Annotated in this window: 28 protein-coding genes; 22 read left to right on the top strand and 6 right to left on the bottom strand. The window is 69.7% G+C overall.

Annotated features, from left to right (window positions below):
* From rpmD to AXK61_RS14370, 7 genes are all read left to right on the top strand, one after another.
* On the top strand, positions 1–180 hold the full coding sequence (gene rpmD, locus AXK61_RS14340) for a 50S ribosomal protein L30 (RefSeq protein ID WP_068573247.1): 180 nt from the start codon (positions 1–3) through the stop codon (positions 178–180).
* 3 nt (positions 181–183) lie between these two features.
* Positions 184–642: a 50S ribosomal protein L15 gene (gene rplO, locus AXK61_RS14345; protein ID WP_068573249.1), complete on the top strand. Its 459-nt coding sequence runs from the start codon at positions 184–186 to the stop codon at positions 640–642.
* A gap of 321 nt (positions 643–963) precedes the next feature.
* A complete protein-coding gene (gene secY, locus AXK61_RS14350) occupies positions 964–2,283 on the top strand; it encodes a preprotein translocase subunit SecY (protein ID WP_068573251.1) in 1,320 nt (439 codons plus the stop codon).
* Positions 2,280–2,825, top strand: a complete 546-nt coding sequence (locus AXK61_RS14355; protein ID WP_068573253.1) for an adenylate kinase — start codon at positions 2,280–2,282, stop codon at positions 2,823–2,825. Before secY ends, AXK61_RS14355 begins: the two co-directional genes overlap by 4 nt.
* A complete protein-coding gene (gene map / locus AXK61_RS14360; RefSeq protein ID WP_082789355.1) occupies positions 2,822–3,619 on the top strand; it encodes a type I methionyl aminopeptidase in 798 nt (265 codons plus the stop codon). Before AXK61_RS14355 ends, map begins: the two co-directional genes overlap by 4 nt.
* 72 nt (positions 3,620–3,691) lie before the next feature.
* Positions 3,692–4,468 (top strand): MerR family transcriptional regulator, encoded by a 777-nt coding sequence (locus AXK61_RS14365; RefSeq protein ID WP_082778099.1) that lies wholly within the window; start codon positions 3,692–3,694, stop codon positions 4,466–4,468.
* Between the two features lie 66 nt (positions 4,469–4,534).
* Positions 4,535–5,200 (top strand): hypothetical protein, encoded by a 666-nt coding sequence (locus AXK61_RS14370; RefSeq protein WP_068573255.1) that lies wholly within the window; start codon positions 4,535–4,537, stop codon positions 5,198–5,200.
* Between the two features lie 5 nt (positions 5,201–5,205).
* On the opposite strand, the gene AXK61_RS14375 is transcribed toward AXK61_RS14370, so the two are convergent.
* The 3 genes from AXK61_RS14375 to AXK61_RS14385 all read right to left on the bottom strand — a co-directional run bounded on the left by AXK61_RS14375 (position 5,206) and on the right by AXK61_RS14385 (position 7,413).
* Positions 5,206–5,628, bottom strand: a complete 423-nt coding sequence (locus AXK61_RS14375; protein WP_068573257.1) for a PIN domain-containing protein — start codon at positions 5,626–5,628, stop codon at positions 5,206–5,208.
* Positions 5,625–5,864, bottom strand: coding sequence for an AbrB/MazE/SpoVT family DNA-binding domain-containing protein (locus AXK61_RS14380; protein WP_068573259.1), 240 nt, complete (start codon positions 5,862–5,864; stop codon positions 5,625–5,627). The genes AXK61_RS14375 and AXK61_RS14380 overlap by 4 nt, the downstream gene beginning before the upstream one ends.
* 247 nt (positions 5,865–6,111) lie before the next feature.
* On the bottom strand, positions 6,112–7,413 hold the full coding sequence (locus AXK61_RS14385) for a bifunctional o-acetylhomoserine/o-acetylserine sulfhydrylase (RefSeq protein WP_068745967.1): 1,302 nt from the start codon (positions 7,411–7,413) through the stop codon (positions 6,112–6,114).
* A 72-nt stretch (positions 7,414–7,485) separates the two neighbouring features.
* Here AXK61_RS14385 and AXK61_RS14390 point away from each other — a divergent pair, with 72 nt between their 5' ends.
* Together AXK61_RS14390 and infA are read left to right on the top strand one after the other, a co-directional pair.
* Entirely contained in the window at positions 7,486–8,034 is a 549-nt protein-coding gene (locus AXK61_RS14390; RefSeq protein WP_068745970.1) for an NUDIX hydrolase, read from the top strand.
* Positions 8,035–8,142: 108 nt separating this feature from the next.
* Entirely contained in the window at positions 8,143–8,364 is a 222-nt protein-coding gene (gene infA, locus AXK61_RS14395; RefSeq protein ID WP_005140011.1) for a translation initiation factor IF-1, read from the top strand.
* 94 nt (positions 8,365–8,458) lie between these two features.
* On the opposite strand, the gene AXK61_RS14400 is transcribed toward infA, so the two are convergent.
* Entirely contained in the window at positions 8,459–9,184 is a 726-nt protein-coding gene (locus tag AXK61_RS14400) for a S1 family peptidase (protein ID WP_068573265.1), read from the bottom strand.
* A gap of 227 nt (positions 9,185–9,411) precedes the next feature.
* On the opposite strand from AXK61_RS14400, the gene rpmJ reads away from it, so the two are divergent.
* From rpmJ to rplQ, 6 genes are all read left to right on the top strand, one after another.
* Positions 9,412–9,525 (top strand): 50S ribosomal protein L36, encoded by a 114-nt coding sequence (gene rpmJ / locus AXK61_RS14405; protein ID WP_013127970.1) that lies wholly within the window; start codon positions 9,412–9,414, stop codon positions 9,523–9,525.
* A 183-nt stretch (positions 9,526–9,708) separates the two neighbouring features.
* Positions 9,709–10,080, top strand: a complete 372-nt coding sequence (gene rpsM / locus AXK61_RS14410) for a 30S ribosomal protein S13 (protein ID WP_068522639.1) — start codon at positions 9,709–9,711, stop codon at positions 10,078–10,080.
* On the top strand, positions 10,080–10,493 hold the full coding sequence (gene rpsK, locus AXK61_RS14415) for a 30S ribosomal protein S11 (protein ID WP_068573267.1): 414 nt from the start codon (positions 10,080–10,082) through the stop codon (positions 10,491–10,493). Before rpsM ends, rpsK begins: the two co-directional genes overlap by 1 nt.
* A 21-nt stretch (positions 10,494–10,514) precedes the next feature.
* Complete coding sequence (rpsD, locus tag AXK61_RS14420) at positions 10,515–11,120, top strand: 30S ribosomal protein S4 (RefSeq protein WP_068745972.1); 606 nt, start codon at positions 10,515–10,517, stop codon at positions 11,118–11,120.
* Between the two features lie 86 nt (positions 11,121–11,206).
* Entirely contained in the window at positions 11,207–12,265 is a 1,059-nt protein-coding gene (locus AXK61_RS14425; protein WP_068573271.1) for a DNA-directed RNA polymerase subunit alpha, read from the top strand.
* 34 nt (positions 12,266–12,299) lie between these two features.
* Positions 12,300–13,007, top strand: coding sequence for a 50S ribosomal protein L17, sunset domain variant (rplQ, locus tag AXK61_RS14430; protein WP_068573273.1), 708 nt, complete (start codon positions 12,300–12,302; stop codon positions 13,005–13,007).
* Between the two features lie 130 nt (positions 13,008–13,137).
* On the opposite strand, the gene AXK61_RS14435 is transcribed toward rplQ, so the two are convergent.
* Positions 13,138–13,599 carry an SRPBCC domain-containing protein gene (locus AXK61_RS14435; protein ID WP_068573275.1) on the bottom strand — a complete coding sequence of 154 codons (462 nt, stop codon included), beginning with the start codon at positions 13,597–13,599 and terminating at the stop codon, positions 13,138–13,140.
* Between the two features lie 98 nt (positions 13,600–13,697).
* Positions 13,698–14,885, bottom strand: a complete 1,188-nt coding sequence (locus AXK61_RS14440) for an FAD-dependent monooxygenase (protein ID WP_068745974.1) — start codon at positions 14,883–14,885, stop codon at positions 13,698–13,700.
* 93 nt (positions 14,886–14,978) lie between these two features.
* Here AXK61_RS14440 and AXK61_RS14445 point away from each other — a divergent pair, with 93 nt between their 5' ends.
* The 7 genes from AXK61_RS14445 (at position 14,979) to AXK61_RS14475 (ending at position 19,648) form a co-directional block, all read left to right on the top strand.
* A complete protein-coding gene (locus AXK61_RS14445; protein WP_068745976.1) occupies positions 14,979–15,860 on the top strand; it encodes a TetR/AcrR family transcriptional regulator in 882 nt (293 codons plus the stop codon).
* Positions 15,857–16,684, top strand: a complete 828-nt coding sequence (gene truA, locus AXK61_RS14450) for a tRNA pseudouridine(38-40) synthase TruA (protein WP_068573281.1) — start codon at positions 15,857–15,859, stop codon at positions 16,682–16,684. The genes AXK61_RS14445 and truA overlap by 4 nt, the downstream gene beginning before the upstream one ends.
* A 69-nt stretch (positions 16,685–16,753) precedes the next feature.
* Positions 16,754–17,398: a DedA family protein gene (locus AXK61_RS14455; RefSeq protein WP_068573283.1), complete on the top strand. Its 645-nt coding sequence runs from the start codon at positions 16,754–16,756 to the stop codon at positions 17,396–17,398.
* Between the two features lie 10 nt (positions 17,399–17,408).
* Positions 17,409–18,617: a type VII secretion-associated protein gene (locus tag AXK61_RS14460; RefSeq protein ID WP_068573284.1), complete on the top strand. Its 1,209-nt coding sequence runs from the start codon at positions 17,409–17,411 to the stop codon at positions 18,615–18,617.
* A 17-nt stretch (positions 18,618–18,634) separates the two neighbouring features.
* Complete coding sequence (locus tag AXK61_RS14465) at positions 18,635–18,928, top strand: hypothetical protein (RefSeq protein WP_068573287.1); 294 nt, start codon at positions 18,635–18,637, stop codon at positions 18,926–18,928.
* A 4-nt stretch (positions 18,929–18,932) separates the two neighbouring features.
* Entirely contained in the window at positions 18,933–19,232 is a 300-nt protein-coding gene (locus AXK61_RS14470; RefSeq protein ID WP_068573288.1) for a YbaB/EbfC family nucleoid-associated protein, read from the top strand.
* Between the two features lie 116 nt (positions 19,233–19,348).
* Entirely contained in the window at positions 19,349–19,648 is a 300-nt protein-coding gene (locus AXK61_RS14475) for a hypothetical protein (RefSeq protein WP_331710562.1), read from the top strand.

Genomic DNA, 19,648 nt, shown 5'->3' on the forward strand with positions numbered 1-19,648 from the left:
ATGGCACAGCTGAAGATCACTCAGACGCGTGGCCTGGTCGGGCTCAAGCAGAACCAGCGCGACAGCCTGCGGACGCTGGGCCTCAAGGGCATCCGCAAGCAGGTCGTCCGTGAGGACACCCCCGTCAACCGCGGCCTGATCCAGGTCGTGTCGCATCTCGTGGAAGTGGAGGAGGTGTAAGCAATGGCTATCAAGCTGCACGATCTCCGTCCCGCTAAGGGCGCGAAGACCGCGAAGACCCGCGTGGGTCGCGGTGAGGGCTCCAAGGGTAAGACCGCCGGTCGCGGCACCAAGGGCACCAAGGCCCGCAAGAACGTCCCCGTGAACTTCGAGGGCGGGCAGATGCCGCTGCACATGCGGCTGCCGAAGCTCAAGGGCTTCAAGAACCGCAACCGGGTCGAGTACCAGGTCGTGAACGTGGGCGACATCGCCCGTCTGTTCCCGCAGGGCGGCACCATCGGCATCGACGAGCTCGTCGCCGCCGGTGCGGTTCGCAAGAACCGTGTCGTCAAGGTTCTCGGCGACGGCGAGATCAGCGTCAAGGTGGACGTGACGGCGACCAAGGTCACCGGCGCCGCCAAGGCGAAGATCGAGGCCGCCGGTGGTTCGACCACCGAGCTGAAGCCCTCGGCCGAGGCCTAGTCCTCGCGCTGAGCGCAACGTGGACGCCGCGGTAGGCGCCGGTCACCGGTGCCTACCGCGGCTCTCGTTTCGCGGGTTCGACGGTGACCGTCCGCCTCCTGCCGGGCGGTACGCTCCGAACCCGCGGGCTGTGTGCCGCGCGGGCTGGTCACCGCGCATGCGGTCTGCCACCCACCCTGAACAGCCTCTTTGAGAGCGGCTGTTAGAGTTTCATACGTTTGCAGGATTACCCATGAGGACACGGCACTCCGCCGCGGGTGGAGGACGTGTCCACGAGCGTGGGGCGCCCCGGTCGGGGTCGCCCGGCTGCCAGGAGGATGTGTGCTTTCGGCCCTAGTCCCGATCTTCCGGACCCCGGATCTGCGACGGAAGATGCTGATCGTCCTGGGCATCGTCGTGCTCTACCGATTCGGCGCGACCCTGCCGTCGCCCGGCGTGGACTTCAAGAACGTCAGTGAGTGCATCGATACTGTCAGCAAGGGCGCGAACGCCGATGTCTACTCGCTGATCAACATGTTCTCCGGCGGCGCACTGCTGCAGCTGTCGGTGTTCGCGATCGGCATCATGCCGTACATCACGGCGTCGATCATCATCCAGCTGCTGATGGTGGTCATCCCACGGTTCGAGACCCTCCGCAAGGAGGGCCAGGCCGGCCAGGCGAAGATCACCCAGTACACCCGCTACCTCACGGTGGCGCTGGCACTGCTGCAGGCCACCGCGATCGTCGCGATGGCCTCGCGCGGCCAGCTGCTGCAGGGCTGCCCGGCCGACAAGCCGATCCTCCCGAACAACGACCTGTTCACCCTGGTCACCATCGTGGTCGTGATGACCGCCGGCGCGATCGTCGTGATGTGGTTCGGCGAGCTGATCACCGAGCGCGGGATCGGCAACGGCATGTCTCTGCTCATCTTCGCGGGCATCGCCTCCCGCCTGCCCGCCGACGGGCAGAAGATCCTCCAGAGCCAGGGCGGCCTCGTCTTCGGCCTCGTGTGCGTCGCGGTCGTGGTGATCCTCGTCGCGGTCGTCTTCGTCGAGCAGGGGCAGCGCCGCATCCCGGTGCAGTACGCCAAGCGCATGGTCGGCCGCAAGATGTACGGCGGCTCGTCGACCTACCTGCCGCTGAAGGTCAACACCGCGGGCGTCATCCCGGTCATCTTCGCGTCGTCGCTGCTGTACCTGCCGCAGCTGGTGATCCAGCTGGTCGCGAACGGCTCGACGGCGAGCTGGGTGGTGTGGATCCAGAACAACCTGGTCAACCCCGCGAGCCCCTGGCACATCGCCGTCTACTTCGCGCTGATCATCTTCTTCACGTACTTCTACGTGGCGATCACCTTCAACCCGGAGGAGCGCGCGGACGAGATGAAGAAGTTCGGCGGCTTCATCCCGGGCATCCGCCCCGGCAAGCCGACCGCGGACTACCTCAACTACGTCCTGCAGCGGATCACCCTCCCGGGCTCGCTGTACCTGGGTATCATCGCGATTCTCCCCAACCTGTTCCTCGAGATGGGCGGCGGTTCGAGCACGAGCAATCTGCCCTTCGGCGGCACGATGATCCTCATCATCGTGGTCGTGGCGCTCGACACCACGAAGCAGATCGAGAGTCAATTGATGCAACGCAACTACGAAGGATTCCTCAAGTGAGACTGGTTATTCTGGGCCCTCCCGGGGCGGGCAAGGGTACGCAGGCCGAGCGGCTGTCCGAGAAGTACGGCATCCCGCACATCTCCACCGGCGACCTCTTCCGTGCGAACATCAGCGAGGGCACCGCGCTCGGCGTCCAGGCCAAGAAGTACATGGACGCGGGCGAGCTGGTCCCGTCGTCGGTCACCGTCGACATGGTGCGCTCGCGCCTGACGGAGCCGGACGCGAAGAACGGCTTCATCCTCGACGGCTTCCCGCGCTCGACGGATCAGGCCGACTCGCTGGCCGAGATCCTCACCGAGCGCGGCGAGAAGCTCGACGCCGTGATCTCCTTCGACGTCCCGGAGGACACCGTCGTCGAGCGCATGCTCGCGCGCGGCCGCGCGGACGACACCGAAGAGGTCATCCGCAACCGCATGCAGGTGTACGCGAACCAGACCGCGCCGCTGCTCGACTACTACGGCGACTTCGTCACGCACATCGACGCTCTCGGGACCGTCGACGAGGTGCTGGGCCGGGTCACCGCGCAGCTCGACAAGTGAGTCGTTTCCGCCTCACGAAGAAGACCGTGCCCTTCCGCTCCGCGGGAGAGCTCGACGCGATGGCCGCCGCGGGCGCCGTCGTGGGCCGCGCGCTCGTCGCGGTCCGCGACGCCGCCCGCGTCGGCGTTTCCACGCTCGAGCTCGACGAGGTCGCCGAGACGGTGATCCGTGAGGCCGGCGGGGTGCCCTCGTTCAAGGGCTATCACGGTTTCCCGGGCTCGATCTGCTCGTCGGTCAACGAGGTCGTCGTGCACGGCATTCCGGACCGGTCGACGGTGCTCGCCGCCGGCGATCTGGTGTCCATCGACTGCGGTGCGATCCTCGACGGCTGGCACGGCGACTCGGCGTGGACCTTCGGCGTCGGCGAGCTGTCGGCGGAGGACGCGGACCTCTCCGAGGCCACGCGCCTCGCGATGGAGGCCGGGATCGCCGCGATGCTCGACGGCAACCGCCTCACCGATGTCTCGCACGCCATCGAGACCGCCACCTACGCGCAGGCCGCGCGGCTCGGTCGCGACCTCGCCATCGTCGACGGCTACGGCGGCCACGGCATCGGCCGCGAGATGCACATGGAGCCCTTCCTCGCCAACGAGGGCGACCCGGGCAAGGGCCCGCGCCTCGTCGTCGGGTCCACGCTCGCGATCGAGCCGATGCTCACGCTCGGCACCCCGGACACCTCCGTCCTCGAGGACGACTGGACCGTTATCACGGACGACGGTGCACGCGCAGCGCACTGGGAGCACACCGTCGCCGTCACCGCCGACGGTCCGCGCATCCTCACTCCGCGTCCCTGACCCACCTCCCTGACCTGCGATGACGGTGCCGCGCTTGACCCTCACGCGACGTGAGGCCGCAGTGTGGTCGCTGTGAACGAAGGGAAGCATCGGTTCCACCCGGTCGGCGTCATCGCGCGGATGACCGGGGTGAGTGTCCGCACGTTGCACCACTACGACGAGATCGGGCTGGTCCCGCCGTCGGCGCGCACCCGCGCCGGCTACCGGGCCTATTCGGACGCCGACGTCGAGCGGCTGCACCGCGTGCTGATGTACCGGGAGCTGGGTTTTCCCCTCGAGCAGATAGCGACCCTGCTCGACGATCCGTCGGCCGACGCCATGGCGCACCTGGAGCAGCAACGCAAGCTCCTGACCGAGCGGATCGACCGTTTGCACCGGATGGTCGCGGCTGTGGAGGACATGATGAACAGCAAGAAGCAGGGCATCCAACTGACCGCCGAGGAGCAGACCGAGATCTTCGGCGACAACTGGATGGGTGACGAGTACGCCGAGGAGGCGCAGCAGCGCTGGGGCGAGACCGACGAGTGGAAGCAGAGTGCGGAGCGCACGAGGCACTTCTCCAAGGCGGACTGGCAGGCGATCAAGGCCGACACCGATGCGTTGGAGGCGGCGCTCGCCGACGGCCTGGCCCGCGGGGTCGCGCCCGGCACCGTCGAGGCCGGGGAACTGGCCGAACAGCACCGGGCGAGCATCGAGAAGTTCTACGACTGCAGCTACGAGATGCAGGTGTGCCTCGCGCAGATGTACGTCGCCGACGAGCGCTTCACCAAGCACTACGACGACATCGCTCCCGGCCTGGCGCAGTACGTGCACGACGTGATCGTTGCGAACGCGGAGCAGCAGAACTGATTCCGGGCCGCTCGGGAACGGACACGATGTCCTGAGCGGCCCGAATCATCGCGCTACCCTGGTGAGGTGGAGTGGCTCAACTTCTGGTGGCTGATCTTCCCCTTCAGCGGCGTGATCGCGGCCGGCGTCAAGGGCGCGGTCAGCTGGAGTGACCGGCGGGCGGACCGCCGGCTCGAGCGGTACCGCATCAAGCACGAGACGAAGGCCGCGATGGCGCAGGCGAAGGGCCGCGCGCAGGTCGATGCGGCCGAGGTGCGGCAGGAACTCGCGCGCGCGGTCGCGGACCACGACGCCGTCGACACCCGCTGGTTCGAGTACGAGACGGACCTGTCGACGATCCTCGACTTCCCGATGATGGTCGACATGCGGGAGCCGCTCACCGTCGACTTCCACAAGGCCAAGCGTCGTGCGGACCTGCTCCGCCCGGACGGCCCGGAGCAGGTCGACGGGGTGGAGGAGTACCGCGACGCCGTCCACGCCTACGCCGCCGCGTTCGATGTCGCCGAGCAGGAGGCGCACCGCCGACGCCGCGGGGACTTCTCGCCGATCGAGCAGGAACGCCTCGCCAAGGCGCAACGCCTCCTGGCCGTCGCGCTCGACGGTGCCGCCACGGGCCCGGAGCGCCAGCAGGCGTACCAGCGGGCCCGGTCCGAGCTCGACGGCCTCATCGACCTGCCGAGACCCGCCACCGTCGCCCTGGAGCGCCAGGTCCGGGCGGCCCTGGAGCGGTAACCGGGCTACGGCGCGACGAAGGTCGTCGTGACGCCCACCAGGCTGTAGATGCCACGTGCCCGGGCGTCGCGGGTGGCCAGTGTGGCGCCGTTGTCACGGGCGGCGAACGCGACCAGCGCGTCGTACACCGGACCTCCTGCGATGTTCAGCTCCGCGCACAATCGGTGGATCTCGGTTGTTGTGCGGGGCGCCGGCGTGAGGACCTGCTCGAAGTTCGCGTCGATGAGGTCCGTCGCATCGGTGGGGGCGACCCGTGACCCGCCCGGGAGCCGAGTCAGCGCGGAATAGGTCTCGGCAAGCGCGTGACCGCTCAATGCCAGCTTTTTCCCGGACGCCCACATGGCGACGGCTTCGTGTTGCCGGTGCAGGGTGGATAAGAGGGGGACTGCGACGGACGTATCCACCGCGATGAGTGCCGCCGACGTCATCTGCGGCCGGCGTCGATCAGCGCGAACAGCACGTCGTCATCGAAGGGGGTGTCGCCGACCGCGACCAGGCGACCGTCATCGTCACGCTCGAGCTTCGCGGTACGGCCGCCGGGGGTGATCTGAACGCCGCTGCCGTACCACGAGATGTCGACCACCGAGCCGGGCGTGATGCCGAGCGCGTCGCGGAGCTGCTTCGGGACCAGTATCCGGCCCACGGAATCCACTGTTGCTTCCATGGGATCACTCTACCAGTCGTATCCCAATCCGATCCCGGTGAAATCCCTGTCCGAATCGGACGGAATCCGAGTGCGTGCAGAACGAAGCACCCCCGACTCCGTCGTTCACGGTGTCGGGGGTGCCTTCGACGAGCGGATCGGGCGCTACGTGCACCCGCGCTGCACGGCCGCGGTCCAGGCATCGTCGTCCCGCAGGACGGACCGGACGGCCCGACGCAACCACCGCAGCGCGTGCATCAGCGGATCCCTAGGACGCGTCCGCGGCGGCCTTGAGGCCCACCTGCAGGTCGGCGAGGATGTCGTCGATGTGCTCGATGCCCACGGCCAGGCGCACCAGGCCCGGGGTCACGCCGGCCTCGAGCTGCTCCTGCTCGCTGAGCTGGCTGTGCGTGGTGGAGGCGGGGTGGATCACCAGCGAGCGCACGTCGCCGATGTTGGCCACGTGGCTGTGCAGCTGGAGCGCGTCCACGAAGGCCTTGCCCGCGGGCACGCCGCCACCCAGTTCGAACGCGACGATGGCGCCGGCGCCCTTGGGCAGCAGCTCCTTCGCCCGATCGTGGTACGGCGACGAGGGGAGCCCGGCGTAGATCACGTCGGTCACGGCCTCCTGGCCGGTGAGGAACTCGGCGACCTTCTGTGCGTTCTCGACGTGCCGCTCCACCCGCAGGCTCAGCGTCTCGATGCCCTGCGAGAGCAGGAAGGCGTTGAACGGCGAGATGGCGGGGCCCAGGTCGCGCAGCAGCTGGACGCGGGCCTTGAGGGCGAACGCGGGCGCGCCGAGGTCGGCGAACACGACGCCGTGGTACGACGGGTCCGGGGTGGTGAAGTTCGGGTGCCGGCCCTGGGTCCAGTCGAAGTTCCCGCCGTCGACGATGACGCCGCCGATCGCCGAGCCGTGGCCGCCGAGGTACTTGGTCGCGGAGTGCACCACGATGTCGGCGCCGTGCTCGAGCGGGCGCAGCAGGTACGGGGTCGCGACGGTGTTGTCGACGATGAGCGGCAGACCGTTCTCGTGCGCGACGCCGGAGACGCCCGCGACATCGAGCACGTGGCCGCGCGGGTTGGAGATGGTCTCGGCGAAGAACGCGCGGGTGTTGGGGCGGACGGCGGCGCGCCACTGCTCCAGATCGTCCGGGTTCTCGACGAAGGTGACCTCGATGCCCAGCTTGGCGAGGGTGTAGTGCAGCAGGTTGTACGTGCCGCCGTACAGGTAGGGCGAGCTGACGATGTGGTCGCCGGACTCCGCGACGTTGAGAATGGCCAGCGTCTCGGCGGCCTGGCCGGAGGCGACGAGGAGCGCCGCGACACCGCCCTCGAGCGCGGCGACGCGCTGCTCGACGGCGTCCTGGGTCGGGTTCATGATGCGGGTGTAGATGTTGCCCGGCTCGGCCAGCCCGAACAGCGCCGCGGCGTGGTCGGTGTTGTTGAACGTGTACGACGTGGTCTGGTAGATCGGGAGCGCACGCGCGTTGGTCGCACCGTCGGGCGACTGCCCGGCGTGGATCTGCGTGGTCTCGAAGTGCCAGTTCGGGCTGTCCGGATTGCTCATGGCCCCGATACAAGTGCACGGGCGCGCCGATGTCCAGGGTTTGACTCATACTGTGGGAAAAGGGGGAGGCGCATGCCGCAGGACGAGATCGTCGGATTGTTCAACGAGGCCGGGCGCGAGACCGGCTCGGCGCTCCGCTCGCGGGTGCGCGCGGAGAACCTCCGGCACGGCGCGACGGCGATCCTCGTCTTCGACGGCGCCGGCCGCATCTACGTGCACCGGCGCACCGTCGTCAAGGACCTCTACCCGGGCCTGCGCGACTTCTGCGCGGGCGGGGTGCTGCAGGCGGGGGAGTCGCCGGACGACGGTGCCGCCCGCGAGGCCTTCGAGGAACTGGGCGTGCACGGGGTCGAGTTGCGGCCCGTCGGCGTCCGTTCGTACGCGGACGCGCACACCCGGTTCGTCTGCTTCCAGTACGTCTGCACGTACGACGGTGCGCTCGTCCACCAAGCCGAGGAGGTCGCGAGCGGTGAGTGGATGGAGCCGGCGGATCTGCTCGCGGCGGTCGCCGCGGACCCCGCGGACTTCGTCCCCGACTCGGTCGGACTCGCGTTGCACCTCGTCAGCCGCGAGGGCGGTTCCGACGGGGCGTTCGGCCAGGATTCGGTCGGAGGGTCGTGAGCGCGTAGAATAGATGGGTAGCGCGGCGTTCGGCCGCATGCCCGGCCGCTCGCGGCGGGGCACAGGTCGCACACGGCGTCCGCTGAAGACAACAGGATCGTGGAGGGTATGGCGAAGAAGGACGGAGCCATCGAGGTGGAGGGCCGCGTCGTCGAGCCGCTCCCCAACGCAATGTTCCGCATCGAGCTGGAGAACGGGCACAAGGTGCTCGCACACATCAGCGGCAAGATGCGGCAGCACTACATTCGTATTCTGCCCGAGGATCGCGTGGTCGTGGAGCTCTCTCCGTACGACCTCACGCGCGGGCGCATCGTCTACCGGTACAAGTGACCGTGTAGCGCAGCGACGAGAAAGGCCCACCCCGCGGGGCGGGCCTTTTCCGTATCTGCGGGTCGATCGGGTCCGGTTGCCCGGAGTCCGGCTGCTAGACCGCGAGCCGCAGGCCGCCGGCCTGGGCGAACACGAACTGCAGGTCGATGAATTCCGACATCAGGCCGCTGTTCGTCGAGAGTTGGATACCCCCGGTCGTGAGGCCGAGCGCGGCACCGTCGGACAGCCGGACGAGCGGGCCGCCGCTGTCGCCGTGATCGCCCTTGAGGTCGGTGAGGATCCGCGTGGTCGCGACGTCGACGACCTTGCCGCACTGCCAGCCGGTGGTCCGGCCCTGGCGGCACACGCGGTCGCCGACGACGGCACGGGCGACGCGGGTGGGCTTGACGCGGCCGAGCGAGGTGCTCAGCGGGACGTCCTTCTTGAAGGTGATGGTCGCCCAGTCGGGTGCGTTGAAGTCCGCTACCCGCCCGTCCTTGGTCACCTTCGGGTTCGACGACTGGCGGATCTTGCCGACGGCGGCGATGGTGCGCTCGGTGCCGGGCACGGGCACGGCGACGTCCTGTCCCGCGCGTCCGCAGTGGCCGGCCGTGACGCCGACGCGCTCGCCGTTCGGCGTGATCGCGAGGACGCCGAGGGTGCAGGCGGCGACCTCGATCCCGTCGCCGGTGCGCTTCTGCACCACGTCGATCTCGGAGCCGGGGCCCACGACGATGCGCGGCGCGGCGGCGGCGGGAGCGGCGGTGACCAGCAACGACGTGGCGACGCCGGCGGCGGCGGTCGCGGCGACGCTCAGTCGGCGAGCGAGGGACATGCGCATGTCTCGGTCCTATCGAATCATTGGGAATCGTCGGTGACGGATAGTGCATGTCACGTGTGCGCCTGAGGCTAGCACGGGCGGCCGCTCGGCAGCGGATTTGGGAGCGCGGCGCGCGCAGCGTACACTGGATCATCGCGTGCGTGCGCGACTTCGTCGTGCGTGCCGTGGCGCTGTTCCGGATACCCGGTGCGGCGTGGAAAAACACGGAACAACTGGATAGGACTGACGTGAAGGTCAACCCCAGCGTCAAGCCGATCTGCGAGAAGTGCAAGGTGATCCGCCGTAACGGTCGGGTCATGGTGATCTGCGACAACCTGCGTCACAAGCAGCGTCAGGGCTAGTCACCGCGCTTCGAGCGGTTCGCCGCTTGGAACTCTTTGATGACCTCTCCGCACCAGCGGGGGCATACGGCCCCTGTGGGACCCCCGGCTCGGAGGCCGGGGCCTCGGCCGGCGTGAAAGCGCCGGAACCAGCGAGGACGGGCGGGGAGCAGACCTCCGAACGAGAAAAGGAAACCGCCAAGAATGGCACGTCTCATGGGTGTCGACCTCCCGCGCGAGAAGCGCATGGAGATCGCACTGACCTACATCTACGGCATCGGCCGTACCCGCGCGACTGAGATTCTCGCCGAGACCGGTGTGAGCCCGGATCTGCGTAGCAAGGACCTCAGCGACGAGGATCTGACCAAGCTCCGCGACTTCATCGAGGGCACGGACTACAAGGTCGAGGGTGACCTGCGCCGCGAGGTGCAGGCCGACATTCGTCGCAAGATCGAGATCCAGTGCTACCAGGGCATCCGCCACCGTCGTGGCCTGCCCGTGCGTGGCCAGCGCACCAAGACCAACGCTCGCACCCGTAAGGGTCCGAAGAAGACCATCGCCGGAAAGAAGAAGTAATGCCTCCGAAGTCGCGCGCCGCCACCGGCGCGAAGAAGGGCGCATCGCGTCGTCGCGAAAAGAAGAACGTTCCGCACGGCCACGCGCACATCAAGAGCACGTTCAACAACACGATCGTCTCGATCACCGACCCCAACGGCAACGTGATCAGCTGGGCCTCCTCGGGCCACGTCGGCTTCAAGGGTTCGCGGAAGAGCACCCCGTTCGCCGCGCAGCTCGCCGCCGAGAACGCTGCCCGCAAGGCGCAGGAGAACGGCGTCAAGAAGGTCGACGTCTTCGTCAAGGGCCCGGGTTCGGGTCGCGAGACCGCCATCCGTTCGCTGCAGGCCGCCGGCCTCGAGGTGGGCACCATTTCCGACGTGACGCCGCAGCCGCACAACGGCTGCCGTCCGCCCAAGCGGCGTCGGGTCTAGGGAAGGTAGGAGAGAGAAACCATGGCTCGTTATACCGGCCCTGTCACCCGTAAGTCCCGTCGTCTGGGCGTCGACCTCGTCGGCGGCTCCGAGGCGTTCGAGCGTCGTCCGTACCCGCCCGGCCAGCACGGCCGCGCGCGGATCAAGGAGTCCGAGTACCTCCTGCAGCTCAAGGAGAAGCAGAAGGCTCGCTTCATGTACGGCGTGATGGAGAAGCAGTTCTCCCGCTACTACAAGGAGGCGAAGGCCGCCACCGGTAAGACCGGTGACGCCCTGCTGCAGATCCTCGAGACCCGCCTCGACAACGTCGTGTACCGCGCCGGCCTGGCGCGCACCCGCCGTCAGGCCCGCCAGCTGGTGACCCACGGTCACTTCACGGTGAACGGCGTCCGCGTGGATGTTCCCTCGTACCGCGTCTCGCAGTACGACATCATCGACGTGCGCCCGAAGTCGCTGGGCACCACGCCGTTCCAGATCGCGCGTGAGACCTCTGCCGAGCGCACCGCTCCGGCATGGCTCCAGGTGGTTCCGTCGACCCTGCGCATCCTCGTGCACCGCGTGCCCGAGCGTGAGCAGATCGTCGTGCCCTTCCAGGAGCAGCTCATCGTCGAGTACTACTCGAAGTAAGCACTGCACGGTCGCCGGCGGATTCGCCGCCGGCGACCTGTTAACGGGCGTCAAATAGCGGACGCCCAGAGAGAAGGAATCACTCAATGCTCATCTCGCAGCGACCCACTCTCAGCGAAGAGGTCATCTCCGAGGCGCGCTCGAAGTTCATCATCGAGCCGCTGGAGCCGGGCTTCGGTTACACGCTGGGCAACTCGCTCCGCCGCACGCTGCTGTCGTCCATCCCGGGCGCGGCCGTGACCAGCATCCGCATCGACGGCGTGCTGCACGAGTTCACCACGGTCCCCGGCGTGAAGGAGGATGTCACCGACATCATCCTGAACCTCAAGGGCCTGGTCGTCTCGTCGGAGGATGACGAGCCGGTCACCATGTACGTGCGCAAGCAGGGTCCGGGCGCCGTCACCGCGGGCGACATCGTCCCCCCGGCGTCGGTCACCGTCCACAACCCCGACCTGCACATCGCCACCCTGAACGACAAGGGCAAGCTCGAGATCGAGCTCGTCGTCGAGCGGGGCCGCGGTTACGTGCCGGCCGTGCAGAACAAGGCGTCGGGCGCCGAGATCGGCCGCATCCCGGTCGACTCGATCTACTCGCCCGTGCTGAAGGTGACCTACAAGGTCGAGGCCACCCGCGTCGAGCAGCGCACCGACTTCGATCGCCTGATCCTGGACGTCGAGACCAAGAACTCGATGACCGCGCGGGACGCGCTGGCTTCGGCCGGCAAGACCCTGGTCGAGCTGTTCGGCCTGGCGCGCGAGCTCAACGTCGAGGCCGAGGGCATCGAGATCGGGCCGTCGCCGGCCGAGGCCGACCACATCGCGGCGTTCTCGCTGCCGATCGAGGACCTCGACCTGACGGTGCGCTCGTACAACTGCCTCAAGCGCGAGGGTGTGCACACCGTGGGCGAGCTCGTGGCCCGCACCGAGTCCGATCTTCTCGACATCCGCAACTTCGGTCAGAAGTCGATCGACGAGGTCAAGGTCAAGCTGCACACGCTGGGTCTGGCCCTCAAGGACAGCCCCGCGTCGTTCGATCCGTCGCAGGTCGACGGATACGACCCGGCCACCGGTACCTGGAGCGACGAGGCGTCGTTCTCGGGCGACGCCGATGGCGATCAGGACTACGCCGAGACCGAGCAGCTCTGAGCTGAAGAGCTCGTAAACACCCACAGGAGAAACAATGCCTAGGCCCACTAAGGGCGCCCGGATGGGCGGCTCGGCCTCGCACCAGAAGCACATTCTGGCGAACCTCGCGACCGCGCTCTTCGAGCACGGCCGCATCGAGACCACCGAGTCCCGCGCCAAGCGCCTGCGTCCCTACGCGGAGAAGCTGATCAGCCATGCCAAGCACGGCAAGCTGGCCAACCGCCGCGAGGTCATGAAGGAGATCCGCAACAAGGACGTCGTGCACGTGCTGTTCGCGGAGATCGCTCCGGCGGTCGCCGACCGTCAGGGCGGCTACACCCGGATCATCAAGACGGAGAACCGCAAGGGTGACAACGCCCCCATGGCCGTCATCGAGATCGTGACCGAGCAGCTCGCCGCCACCGAGGGCGCGCGCGCAACCCGCGTCGCCGCCTCGCAGGCCGCTGCCAAGTCCGCCGCCGTCGAGGCTGCGGAGATCGTCGAGACCGAGGCTCCGGCCGAGGATTCGGCTGAGGGCTCGGACCTCCCCGCCGGCGCGCACGCGCCGCTCGAGGACGTCAACGAGGCTCCCGAGGGCTTCCCGATCAAGGGCAACGCCGATTCGAAGCTGTACCACCGCCCCGGTACCCGCTTCTTCGAGTCGACGGTCGCCGAGATCTGGTTCGCCGACGACGCTTCGGCCGAGGCTGCGGGTTACTCGCTGCCGAAGTCGCAGCAGGAGGACGCCTCCGACTCGGAGTAGTCACCCACGCTTCACCCACGGAACCCGTCGCACCCTTCGGTGCGGCGGGTTCCGTGCTTTCTGACTCAACAGTGTTGGCCCATGTGCCGACCTGGGACTTCTTCTGCGCCCGGTGCTACCTCCCCTCGGGTCAGGTACGGGTCGTCGCGATCACGGCGTCGACGGTGCGCCGTACCTTCTCCGCGGAGACCCGCGGCAGCGTGAACCGCGCGAGGTAGGCCTCGTCCGTCACGCGCGACCAGTCGCAGGTCACGGAGACGACGGTGCCGGCGTCCTGCGGTTCGAAGGTCCAGGTCCACTCCACCCCGACGGGCGGTCTGCCGCGCCCGGCGGGCAGCCACGCGATGCGGCGCTCCGGTTCGAACGCGGTCACGTGGTTGTCCACCGAGTACTCGCGCCCGTCCTCGGCGGTCATCTCCATCCCGAAGACGTCGCCGACGCCCGTGATCGTCTCGGGGCTGTCGGCGGAGACGCCGCGCAGCATGCCGGACCCGTCGGCGGCGGCGTGCACCGCGGGGCGGGCCAGCGCCGCGAACAGCACGGCGGGCGGGAGATCGGTGGCCACGGTGACGGTCTGGGAGGTATCGGTCATCGTCCCGACGGTACGCCGCTCACGATATCGAGTTCTGCGGCATCCGGGTGCGGAGAACTGCGGCTGGACCGCCGCAGAACCCGACATCGTGAACAGCCTCAGGCGTACGCCGGCAGGTCGATGCCGTCGGCCTTGTCGAACTGCGCCGCCCAGACCAGCCGCATCGGCCACCTCGTGGCGGTCCGGTAGGTGAGGTCGCCCAGCGCGATGCCGAGCCGTCCCATCGGTGCGAACCCGGACGGGCTGCCGGGCGGCAACTCCTGTGCCGGGCCGATGAAGGGCCGCATCACGGCGTCGTACCGCGCGAGCGCGGCGGGCACGTCACCATCAGCGCGCTCGAGCTCCCCGGCGAGCACGTACGCTCCCACGAGCGCGAGGGTGGTGCCCAGCCCCGTGAGCGGGGTGGGGCAGTACCCGGCGTCGCCGACGAGGGCGACGCGGCCGCGGGTCCACGAGTCGAGCGTGACCTGCGCGAGGTCCTGGTACGCCCAGTCGTCGGCGGTGCGCATGGCGTGCAGCAGTTGCGGGGCGACCCAGCCGATGTCGGCGAACTCCCGCTCGAACAGCGCGAACTGCTCCTCGCGGCTCAGTCGGCGCGCGTCGGTGCCGCGGATCGCGAGACCTGCCTTGACGGTGCCGTCGGTGCGCGACGGTCGCACCGAGACCACGCGGCCCCGGCGGGCGGTGTGCATGAGGTACCAGCCCCGGGTGTCCTCGTCGATGGCGGCGGTGAACCAGGCGTATCGCAGGCCGATGGGGCGCAGGGCGTCTCCGTCGGGCCCGAAGGCGGCGCGCCGCACGGCCGAGCCGAGACCGTCGGCCCCGATGACGAGGTCGAACTCCCGGGCCGGCGCGGATTCGAATTCGACGTGCGCGCGGTTCCCGTCCTGCGTGATCGCGGTGACGGTGTCGTCCCACAGGTACTTGACGTCGTCGGGGACGGCGCCGACGAGGACCTCGGCGAGGTCGCCGCGCAGGATCTCGTGGGTGGAGACGACGCCGTTGCCGCCGAAGGCCTCGACGGGCATGTTCGCGCCGCGCCGGCCGCGATCGTCGACCTTGACGATGCCGCGCTGATCCAGCAGCCGCTCGGTGGTGGCCGGGCCGAGGCCGAGCCGGTCGATCACGGTGCGGCCGGCGCCCCGCAGGTCGACGGTCTGGCCGCCCGCCCGGAGCGACGGCGCGCGTTCGACGATCGTGACGCGGTGTCCCTGGCGGGCGAGGAGGAGGGCTGCGGCGGGACCGGCGATGGAGGCGCCGCTGATGAGGATTCGTAGCTGATTCATGATGCGAAGGTACGCCGTATCGAGTGCATCACGCTACAGTGTTGACGTGGGAAGAACGAAGAAGTGCACTAGTGCACCGCTCCGGGCGGCGGCGTGAATCGCGCCGAGGAGATCGCCGCGGTGCTCCGCGAGCGCATCGCAGCGGGTCGGCTGCGGCCGGGGGACCGGGCACCGTCGACCCGGGCGATCATGCGCGATCACGGCGTCGCGATGGGTACGGCCACCCGGGTGCTGGCCCGGCTGCAGGCCGACGGCCTGGTGGATTCCGCGCCCGGCAGGGGCAGCGTCGTGCTCGCTCCGGGGCGTCCGCGCCCGGCCGAGCCCACCCGGGACACCGTCCTCGCCGCCGCCATCGCCATCGCCGACGAGGAGTCGCTGCAGGCGGTTTCGATGCGCCGGCTCGCGGCGGCGCTCGACATCCCCACGATGGCCGTCTACCGCTACGTCCCCAGCAGTGAGGAACTGCAGGCCGCGATGTTGGACCGGGTGCTGGGCGAGCTGGAGCTGCCGCCGCGCACCGCCGACTGGCGGGAGGACGTCGAGGCGCTCCTCCGTGCCCTGTGGGAGACCATGAAGGCCCACCCGTGGCTGGCGGCCGCGATGTCGATGACCCGGCCGTCGGTGATGCCCGGTGCGATGCCGATGTCGGAGCACCTGCTGGGCGCGCTCCGCTCCGCCGGCCTGGAACCGCGCGCGGCGTTCACGGAGTACCTGTGCCTGCTGAACCTGGTGCGGGGCCTGGGCGCGACGATCGAGCCGGAGCTGGCCGATCGAGCCGCCACGGGCGTCACCGAGGACGAGTGGATCGACACCCAGCTGGGCGAGCTGCGCGCAGCGGCGCCCGCCGACCGCTTCCCGACGATGGCGGAGATGCTGCACAAGAGCTACCCCTACGATGCCGACGTGCTGCTCGACACCGCGCTGACGCGCTACCTGGACGGTCTGGCCGCGGCGGTAAAATCGCAACCGCTATGACTCGCTACCGCCTCGACATCGCCTACGACGGCACCGACTTCAGCGGCTGGGCCCGCCAGCCCGGACTGCGCACGGTGTGCGGCGTGCTGGAGGAGAACCTCTCGACGGTGCTGCGGACCGCCGTGCAGCTCACTGTCGCGGGCCGCACCGACGCGGGCGTGCACGCCACGGGCCAGGTGGCCCACTTCGACCTGCCGGACCCGGTGGTGATCCCTGACGGCCTGGTGCGCCGCCTCGCGCGCATGCTCCCGCAGGACGTGCGGGTCACCGCGGTCGGTGTCGCCCCCGCGGACTTCGACGCCCGGTTCTCCGCGCTGCGCAGACATTACGAGTACCGCCTCACCGACGCCCCCTTCGGCGCGAACCCGTTGCGCGCCCGCGACACCGCGCCCTGGCGTCGGCCCGTCGACCTGGGTCGGATGCAGGCGGCGAGCGATGCGCTGTTGGGCCTGCACGACTTCGCCGCCTTCTGCCGCCGCCGCGAGGGCGCGACGACGGTCCGCGAACTGCAGCGCTTCTCCTGGTCGCAGGACGCCGACGGGGTCTGCACCGCGCAGGTCTCCGCCGATGCCTTCTGCTGGTCGATGGTCCGTTCCCTCGTCGGCGCCGTCGCCGCGGTCGGGGAGGGCCGACGGTCCGCCGACTGGGTCGCCGGGCTCCTCGACGAGCGCGAGCGTTCGAGTGCGATCAACGTGGCCGCGGCCTGCGGCCTGACGCTGGTGCGCGTCGACTACCCCGCGGACCACGAGCTCGCGGCGCGCAACCTCGCCACGCGGGACAAGCGTGAGGTGGACGCCCACGCGGGCGGCTGCTGCGGCGACTGACGACAGGTTGCGGAGCCGTTCGCCCGCAGTTCATGATCGCGACGCTCACCGCGTGGATACTCGGGTGATGTGAACCCCTTCGACGTCACCGGCTTCCTCGGTTCCGCGGGCCTGATCGGCCTGGTACTGCTGATCTTCATCGAGACCGGTCTGCTGGTGGGGTTCGTCTTCCCGGGCGATTCGATCCTGTTCACCGCCGGCATCTTCGCGGCGCAGCCGCAGCCCTTCGCCCACCTGTGGCAGTTGCTGCTGTTCCTGCCGATCGCGGCGATCCTCGGCGACCAGTGCGGCTACGCCCTCGGTCGGTACGCAGGGCCGAAGGTGATGCGCGGCAGGGTCATGCGCTTCATCGGTCAGGACCCGGTGGACAAGACCTACGCCTTCTTCGACAGGTACGGCCCGTTCACGGTGCTCTTCGCCCGGTTCATCGGCATCGTCCGCACGCTGGTCCCGGTGTTGGCGGGGTTCTCGAAGATGGATCACCGCAGGTTCACGCTGTTCTCGGTGTTGGGCTCGATCCTGTGGTGCGACGGCATCGTGCTGCTCGGCTATTTCCTCGGCGGGATCCCGCTGCTGCGCGACCATCTCGAGGTGCTGTTCATCGGCTCGGCGCTGACGATTATCATCCCGATCGCCGTCACCGTGATCACCCGCCGCCGCGCCCGCAAGCGTGAATCCGCGGAACCGGCTCCGCAGGAGACCGCCGCGCGCTAACCTCCCTCGCATGATCGGGTTGGGGGACCCGGCGCGCATTCTCATCGATTGCGCGGGGGATGAATGGTACGTACACGGGCCCGACGGTGCCGTGCACGCCCTGGCCGCTCCGGCGGCCACGGGCGAGTTCGCGGCGCCCGCCGAGACGACCCGCCGGTGGGCGCAGTGGCTCGCCGATGCGGCGAGCGGCAGCGCGCCGTCGCGCTTCTGGACGGTGCTGGCGCCCAGCGTCTTCGGCGCACCGCGGCGGAGTCTCCTCGCGGCGGCCGCGGGATCCCTCGGCGTCGCGGCGGAGGTGCTCCCGCGGGCCGAGGCGGTCGTCCGCGCGATCGGCCTCCTCGATTGCCGGCGGGCCCTGGTTCTCGAGTGCCGCGGTCCGGTCGCGCAGGCTCACGTCCTCGAATCCGCCGACGGTGCCTGGCTTCCCGTCGCCGCCTCGTCGCACCCGGATCCGGTGCGGGCGGTGCGGGCGGTCCTCGACGAGCGGGTCGATCAGGCCCTCGTCGACGGTCCGCCGGAGGTGTACGAAGCCGTCCGCGCCGCGCTCGCCGCGGAGAAGCTCTGGCGCGTGGTCCGGACGGACCCGGCGGAGGTGCTCGCGGCTCTCGCCGCGCCGCCGCGGGAGGCGGTGGCGCGAATGTGCGGTCGTCCGTCTGAAGAATCGCCGAGACGAACGACCGCACATTTCCGGCGCTGGCCGCTGATCACCGCCGGCGCCGGGACCGTCGGGGTGATCGCCGTCGGTGCGGTGGCGTGCCTGCCCGGGACACCGCCGTCGGCGCCCGAGCGTCCCGTGCCACCTGCGGAGACCTTCGTCCGCGTCGCCTTCGACGGTGCCGTCGTCGACCTCCCGCAGGGCTGGGCGCTCACCGAACCCGCGCCGGGGCGTCGCCTCGCGCAGGCCGGCGACGGCCGCCGCGTCACCGTGGTGCGGACCCGCCTGCGGGCACCGTCGGACACCGCGGCGGTGGCGGCGGATCTCGAAGCGGCCCTCGCCCGGCGCGGCGACCGCAGGATCACCGACTTGAATCCGGCCGCGCGGGTCGCGGGGCGGGAGGTGATCGGCTACCGCGAACAGCTCGATGCGGAACGGTTCGTGGACTGGTACGTGGTCGTCGCGGGGGCGGCGCAGCTCAGCGTGGGTTGTGAGGCCGGGCGTACGGCGGCACCGCTGGCGGGCGCGTGTGAGCGCGCCGTCGGCACCGTGCGGGAGGAATGAATCATGAAGGGGGAGAGATGACCATCGCCACATCGACGAACGGTGGGCTGCGGGTGCGCGCGAACGACCAGGGCACGCCGCTGCACATCGCCATCGAGCGGACCGAACTGCGCCGCGAGCCGCAGGATCTCGCGGATGCGATCGTCCGGCTGTGCCGCGACGCCGCCACCACGGCCGGGCTCCGGCGCCGCGCCGAACTCGAACGCGCCGGCGTCGCCGAGGAGGTGCTGCGGGCGATGCGCCTGCCCGACCCGCCGGCGCCGCAGGAGCGGCCGGACGACGCGGTCGGCACGTGGCTGCGGCGGGTCTGAGCCGATGAGCGAGGAGATGGACCGCATCGAGGCCCGCGCGCACGAGCAGCTGCGGGTGCTGCGCCGCACCAGGATCGAGCTCGACGACCTCCGGGTCGCCGTGTCCAGCCCGGACGGCGCCATTCGCGTGGAGCTGGACGGGGTGTGCGCCCTGGTCGGCCTCACGCTCGCGCCTGCGGCCTGCCGGTCCGACGGTGCCGTGCTCGGCCGACGCATCGTCGACGTCTGCGCCGTCGCGGCGCGGGAGGTCGCGGCCCGCCGCGGCGCGGTCATGGAGCGCTTCCATGCCGATATCGCCGGCTGAGGACCACGCGCCGGGGCGGAGGAAGATTTCGGGATCCGATTCCCGAGCTGGTGCGTCCAATTGATGAGGGCCTCGCGCACCGGGCCCCGGGAACACGATGGGGGAGAGACATGTTCATGGCGGTCAATTCGGCGATCGCGGCGTTCGGCGCCGCCAACGCCGGCATCGGGGTGGCGGTCGCGACGGCGGGGTCGGTGGATGCGGCGGCCAATGTCGCGGCGCTGAACCCGGCCTTGGGGCTGATCGGGCAGGATTTCCTCGCGGCGTTCACCGCGGCGCAGGCGGTCCATGTCGAGTCGGTCGCGGAGCTGGCGGTGCTGTACGGCGGGATCGCGGCGTCGTCGTCGGCCACCGTCGCGGCGTACGGCGCCACGGAGGTGGCGAACGTCGCGGGGCTGACCTCGGCGGTGCTGTAG

It is taken from the genome of Tsukamurella pseudospumae (assembly GCF_001575205.1).
Lineage (GTDB): Bacteria > Actinomycetota > Actinomycetes > Mycobacteriales > Mycobacteriaceae > Tsukamurella > Tsukamurella pseudospumae.

Coding starts and splice junctions, on each gene's coding strand:
- AXK61_RS14470 (WP_068573288.1), top strand. CDS start 18,933: ATGAGCGAGGAGATGGACCGCATCGAGGCCCGCGCGCACGAGCAGCTG.
- truA (WP_068573281.1), top strand. CDS start 15,857: ATGACTCGCTACCGCCTCGACATCGCCTACGACGGCACCGACTTCAGC.
- rpsD (WP_068745972.1), top strand. CDS start 10,515: ATGGCTCGTTATACCGGCCCTGTCACCCGTAAGTCCCGTCGTCTGGGC.
- AXK61_RS14390 (WP_068745970.1), top strand. CDS start 7,486: ATGCCGCAGGACGAGATCGTCGGATTGTTCAACGAGGCCGGGCGCGAG.
- AXK61_RS14465 (WP_068573287.1), top strand. CDS start 18,635: ATGACCATCGCCACATCGACGAACGGTGGGCTGCGGGTGCGCGCGAAC.
- rpsK (WP_068573267.1), top strand. CDS start 10,080: ATGCCTCCGAAGTCGCGCGCCGCCACCGGCGCGAAGAAGGGCGCATCG.
- AXK61_RS14385 (WP_068745967.1), bottom strand. CDS start 7,413: ATGAGCAATCCGGACAGCCCGAACTGGCACTTCGAGACCACGCAGATC.
- rplQ (WP_068573273.1), top strand. CDS start 12,300: ATGCCTAGGCCCACTAAGGGCGCCCGGATGGGCGGCTCGGCCTCGCAC.
- AXK61_RS14440 (WP_068745974.1), bottom strand. CDS start 14,885: ATGAATCAGCTACGAATCCTCATCAGCGGCGCCTCCATCGCCGGTCCC.
- AXK61_RS14425 (WP_068573271.1), top strand. CDS start 11,207: ATGCTCATCTCGCAGCGACCCACTCTCAGCGAAGAGGTCATCTCCGAG.
- rplO (WP_068573249.1), top strand. CDS start 184: ATGGCTATCAAGCTGCACGATCTCCGTCCCGCTAAGGGCGCGAAGACC.
- AXK61_RS14435 (WP_068573275.1), bottom strand. CDS start 13,599: ATGACCGATACCTCCCAGACCGTCACCGTGGCCACCGATCTCCCGCCC.
- AXK61_RS14380 (WP_068573259.1), bottom strand. CDS start 5,864: ATGGAAGCAACAGTGGATTCCGTGGGCCGGATACTGGTCCCGAAGCAG.
- AXK61_RS14400 (WP_068573265.1), bottom strand. CDS start 9,184: ATGCGCATGTCCCTCGCTCGCCGACTGAGCGTCGCCGCGACCGCCGCC.
- AXK61_RS14375 (WP_068573257.1), bottom strand. CDS start 5,628: ATGACGTCGGCGGCACTCATCGCGGTGGATACGTCCGTCGCAGTCCCC.
- AXK61_RS14460 (WP_068573284.1), top strand. CDS start 17,409: ATGATCGGGTTGGGGGACCCGGCGCGCATTCTCATCGATTGCGCGGGG.
- AXK61_RS14475 (WP_331710562.1), top strand. CDS start 19,349: ATGGCGGTCAATTCGGCGATCGCGGCGTTCGGCGCCGCCAACGCCGGC.
- infA (WP_005140011.1), top strand. CDS start 8,143: ATGGCGAAGAAGGACGGAGCCATCGAGGTGGAGGGCCGCGTCGTCGAG.
- rpmD (WP_068573247.1), top strand. CDS start 1: ATGGCACAGCTGAAGATCACTCAGACGCGTGGCCTGGTCGGGCTCAAG.
- rpsM (WP_068522639.1), top strand. CDS start 9,709: ATGGCACGTCTCATGGGTGTCGACCTCCCGCGCGAGAAGCGCATGGAG.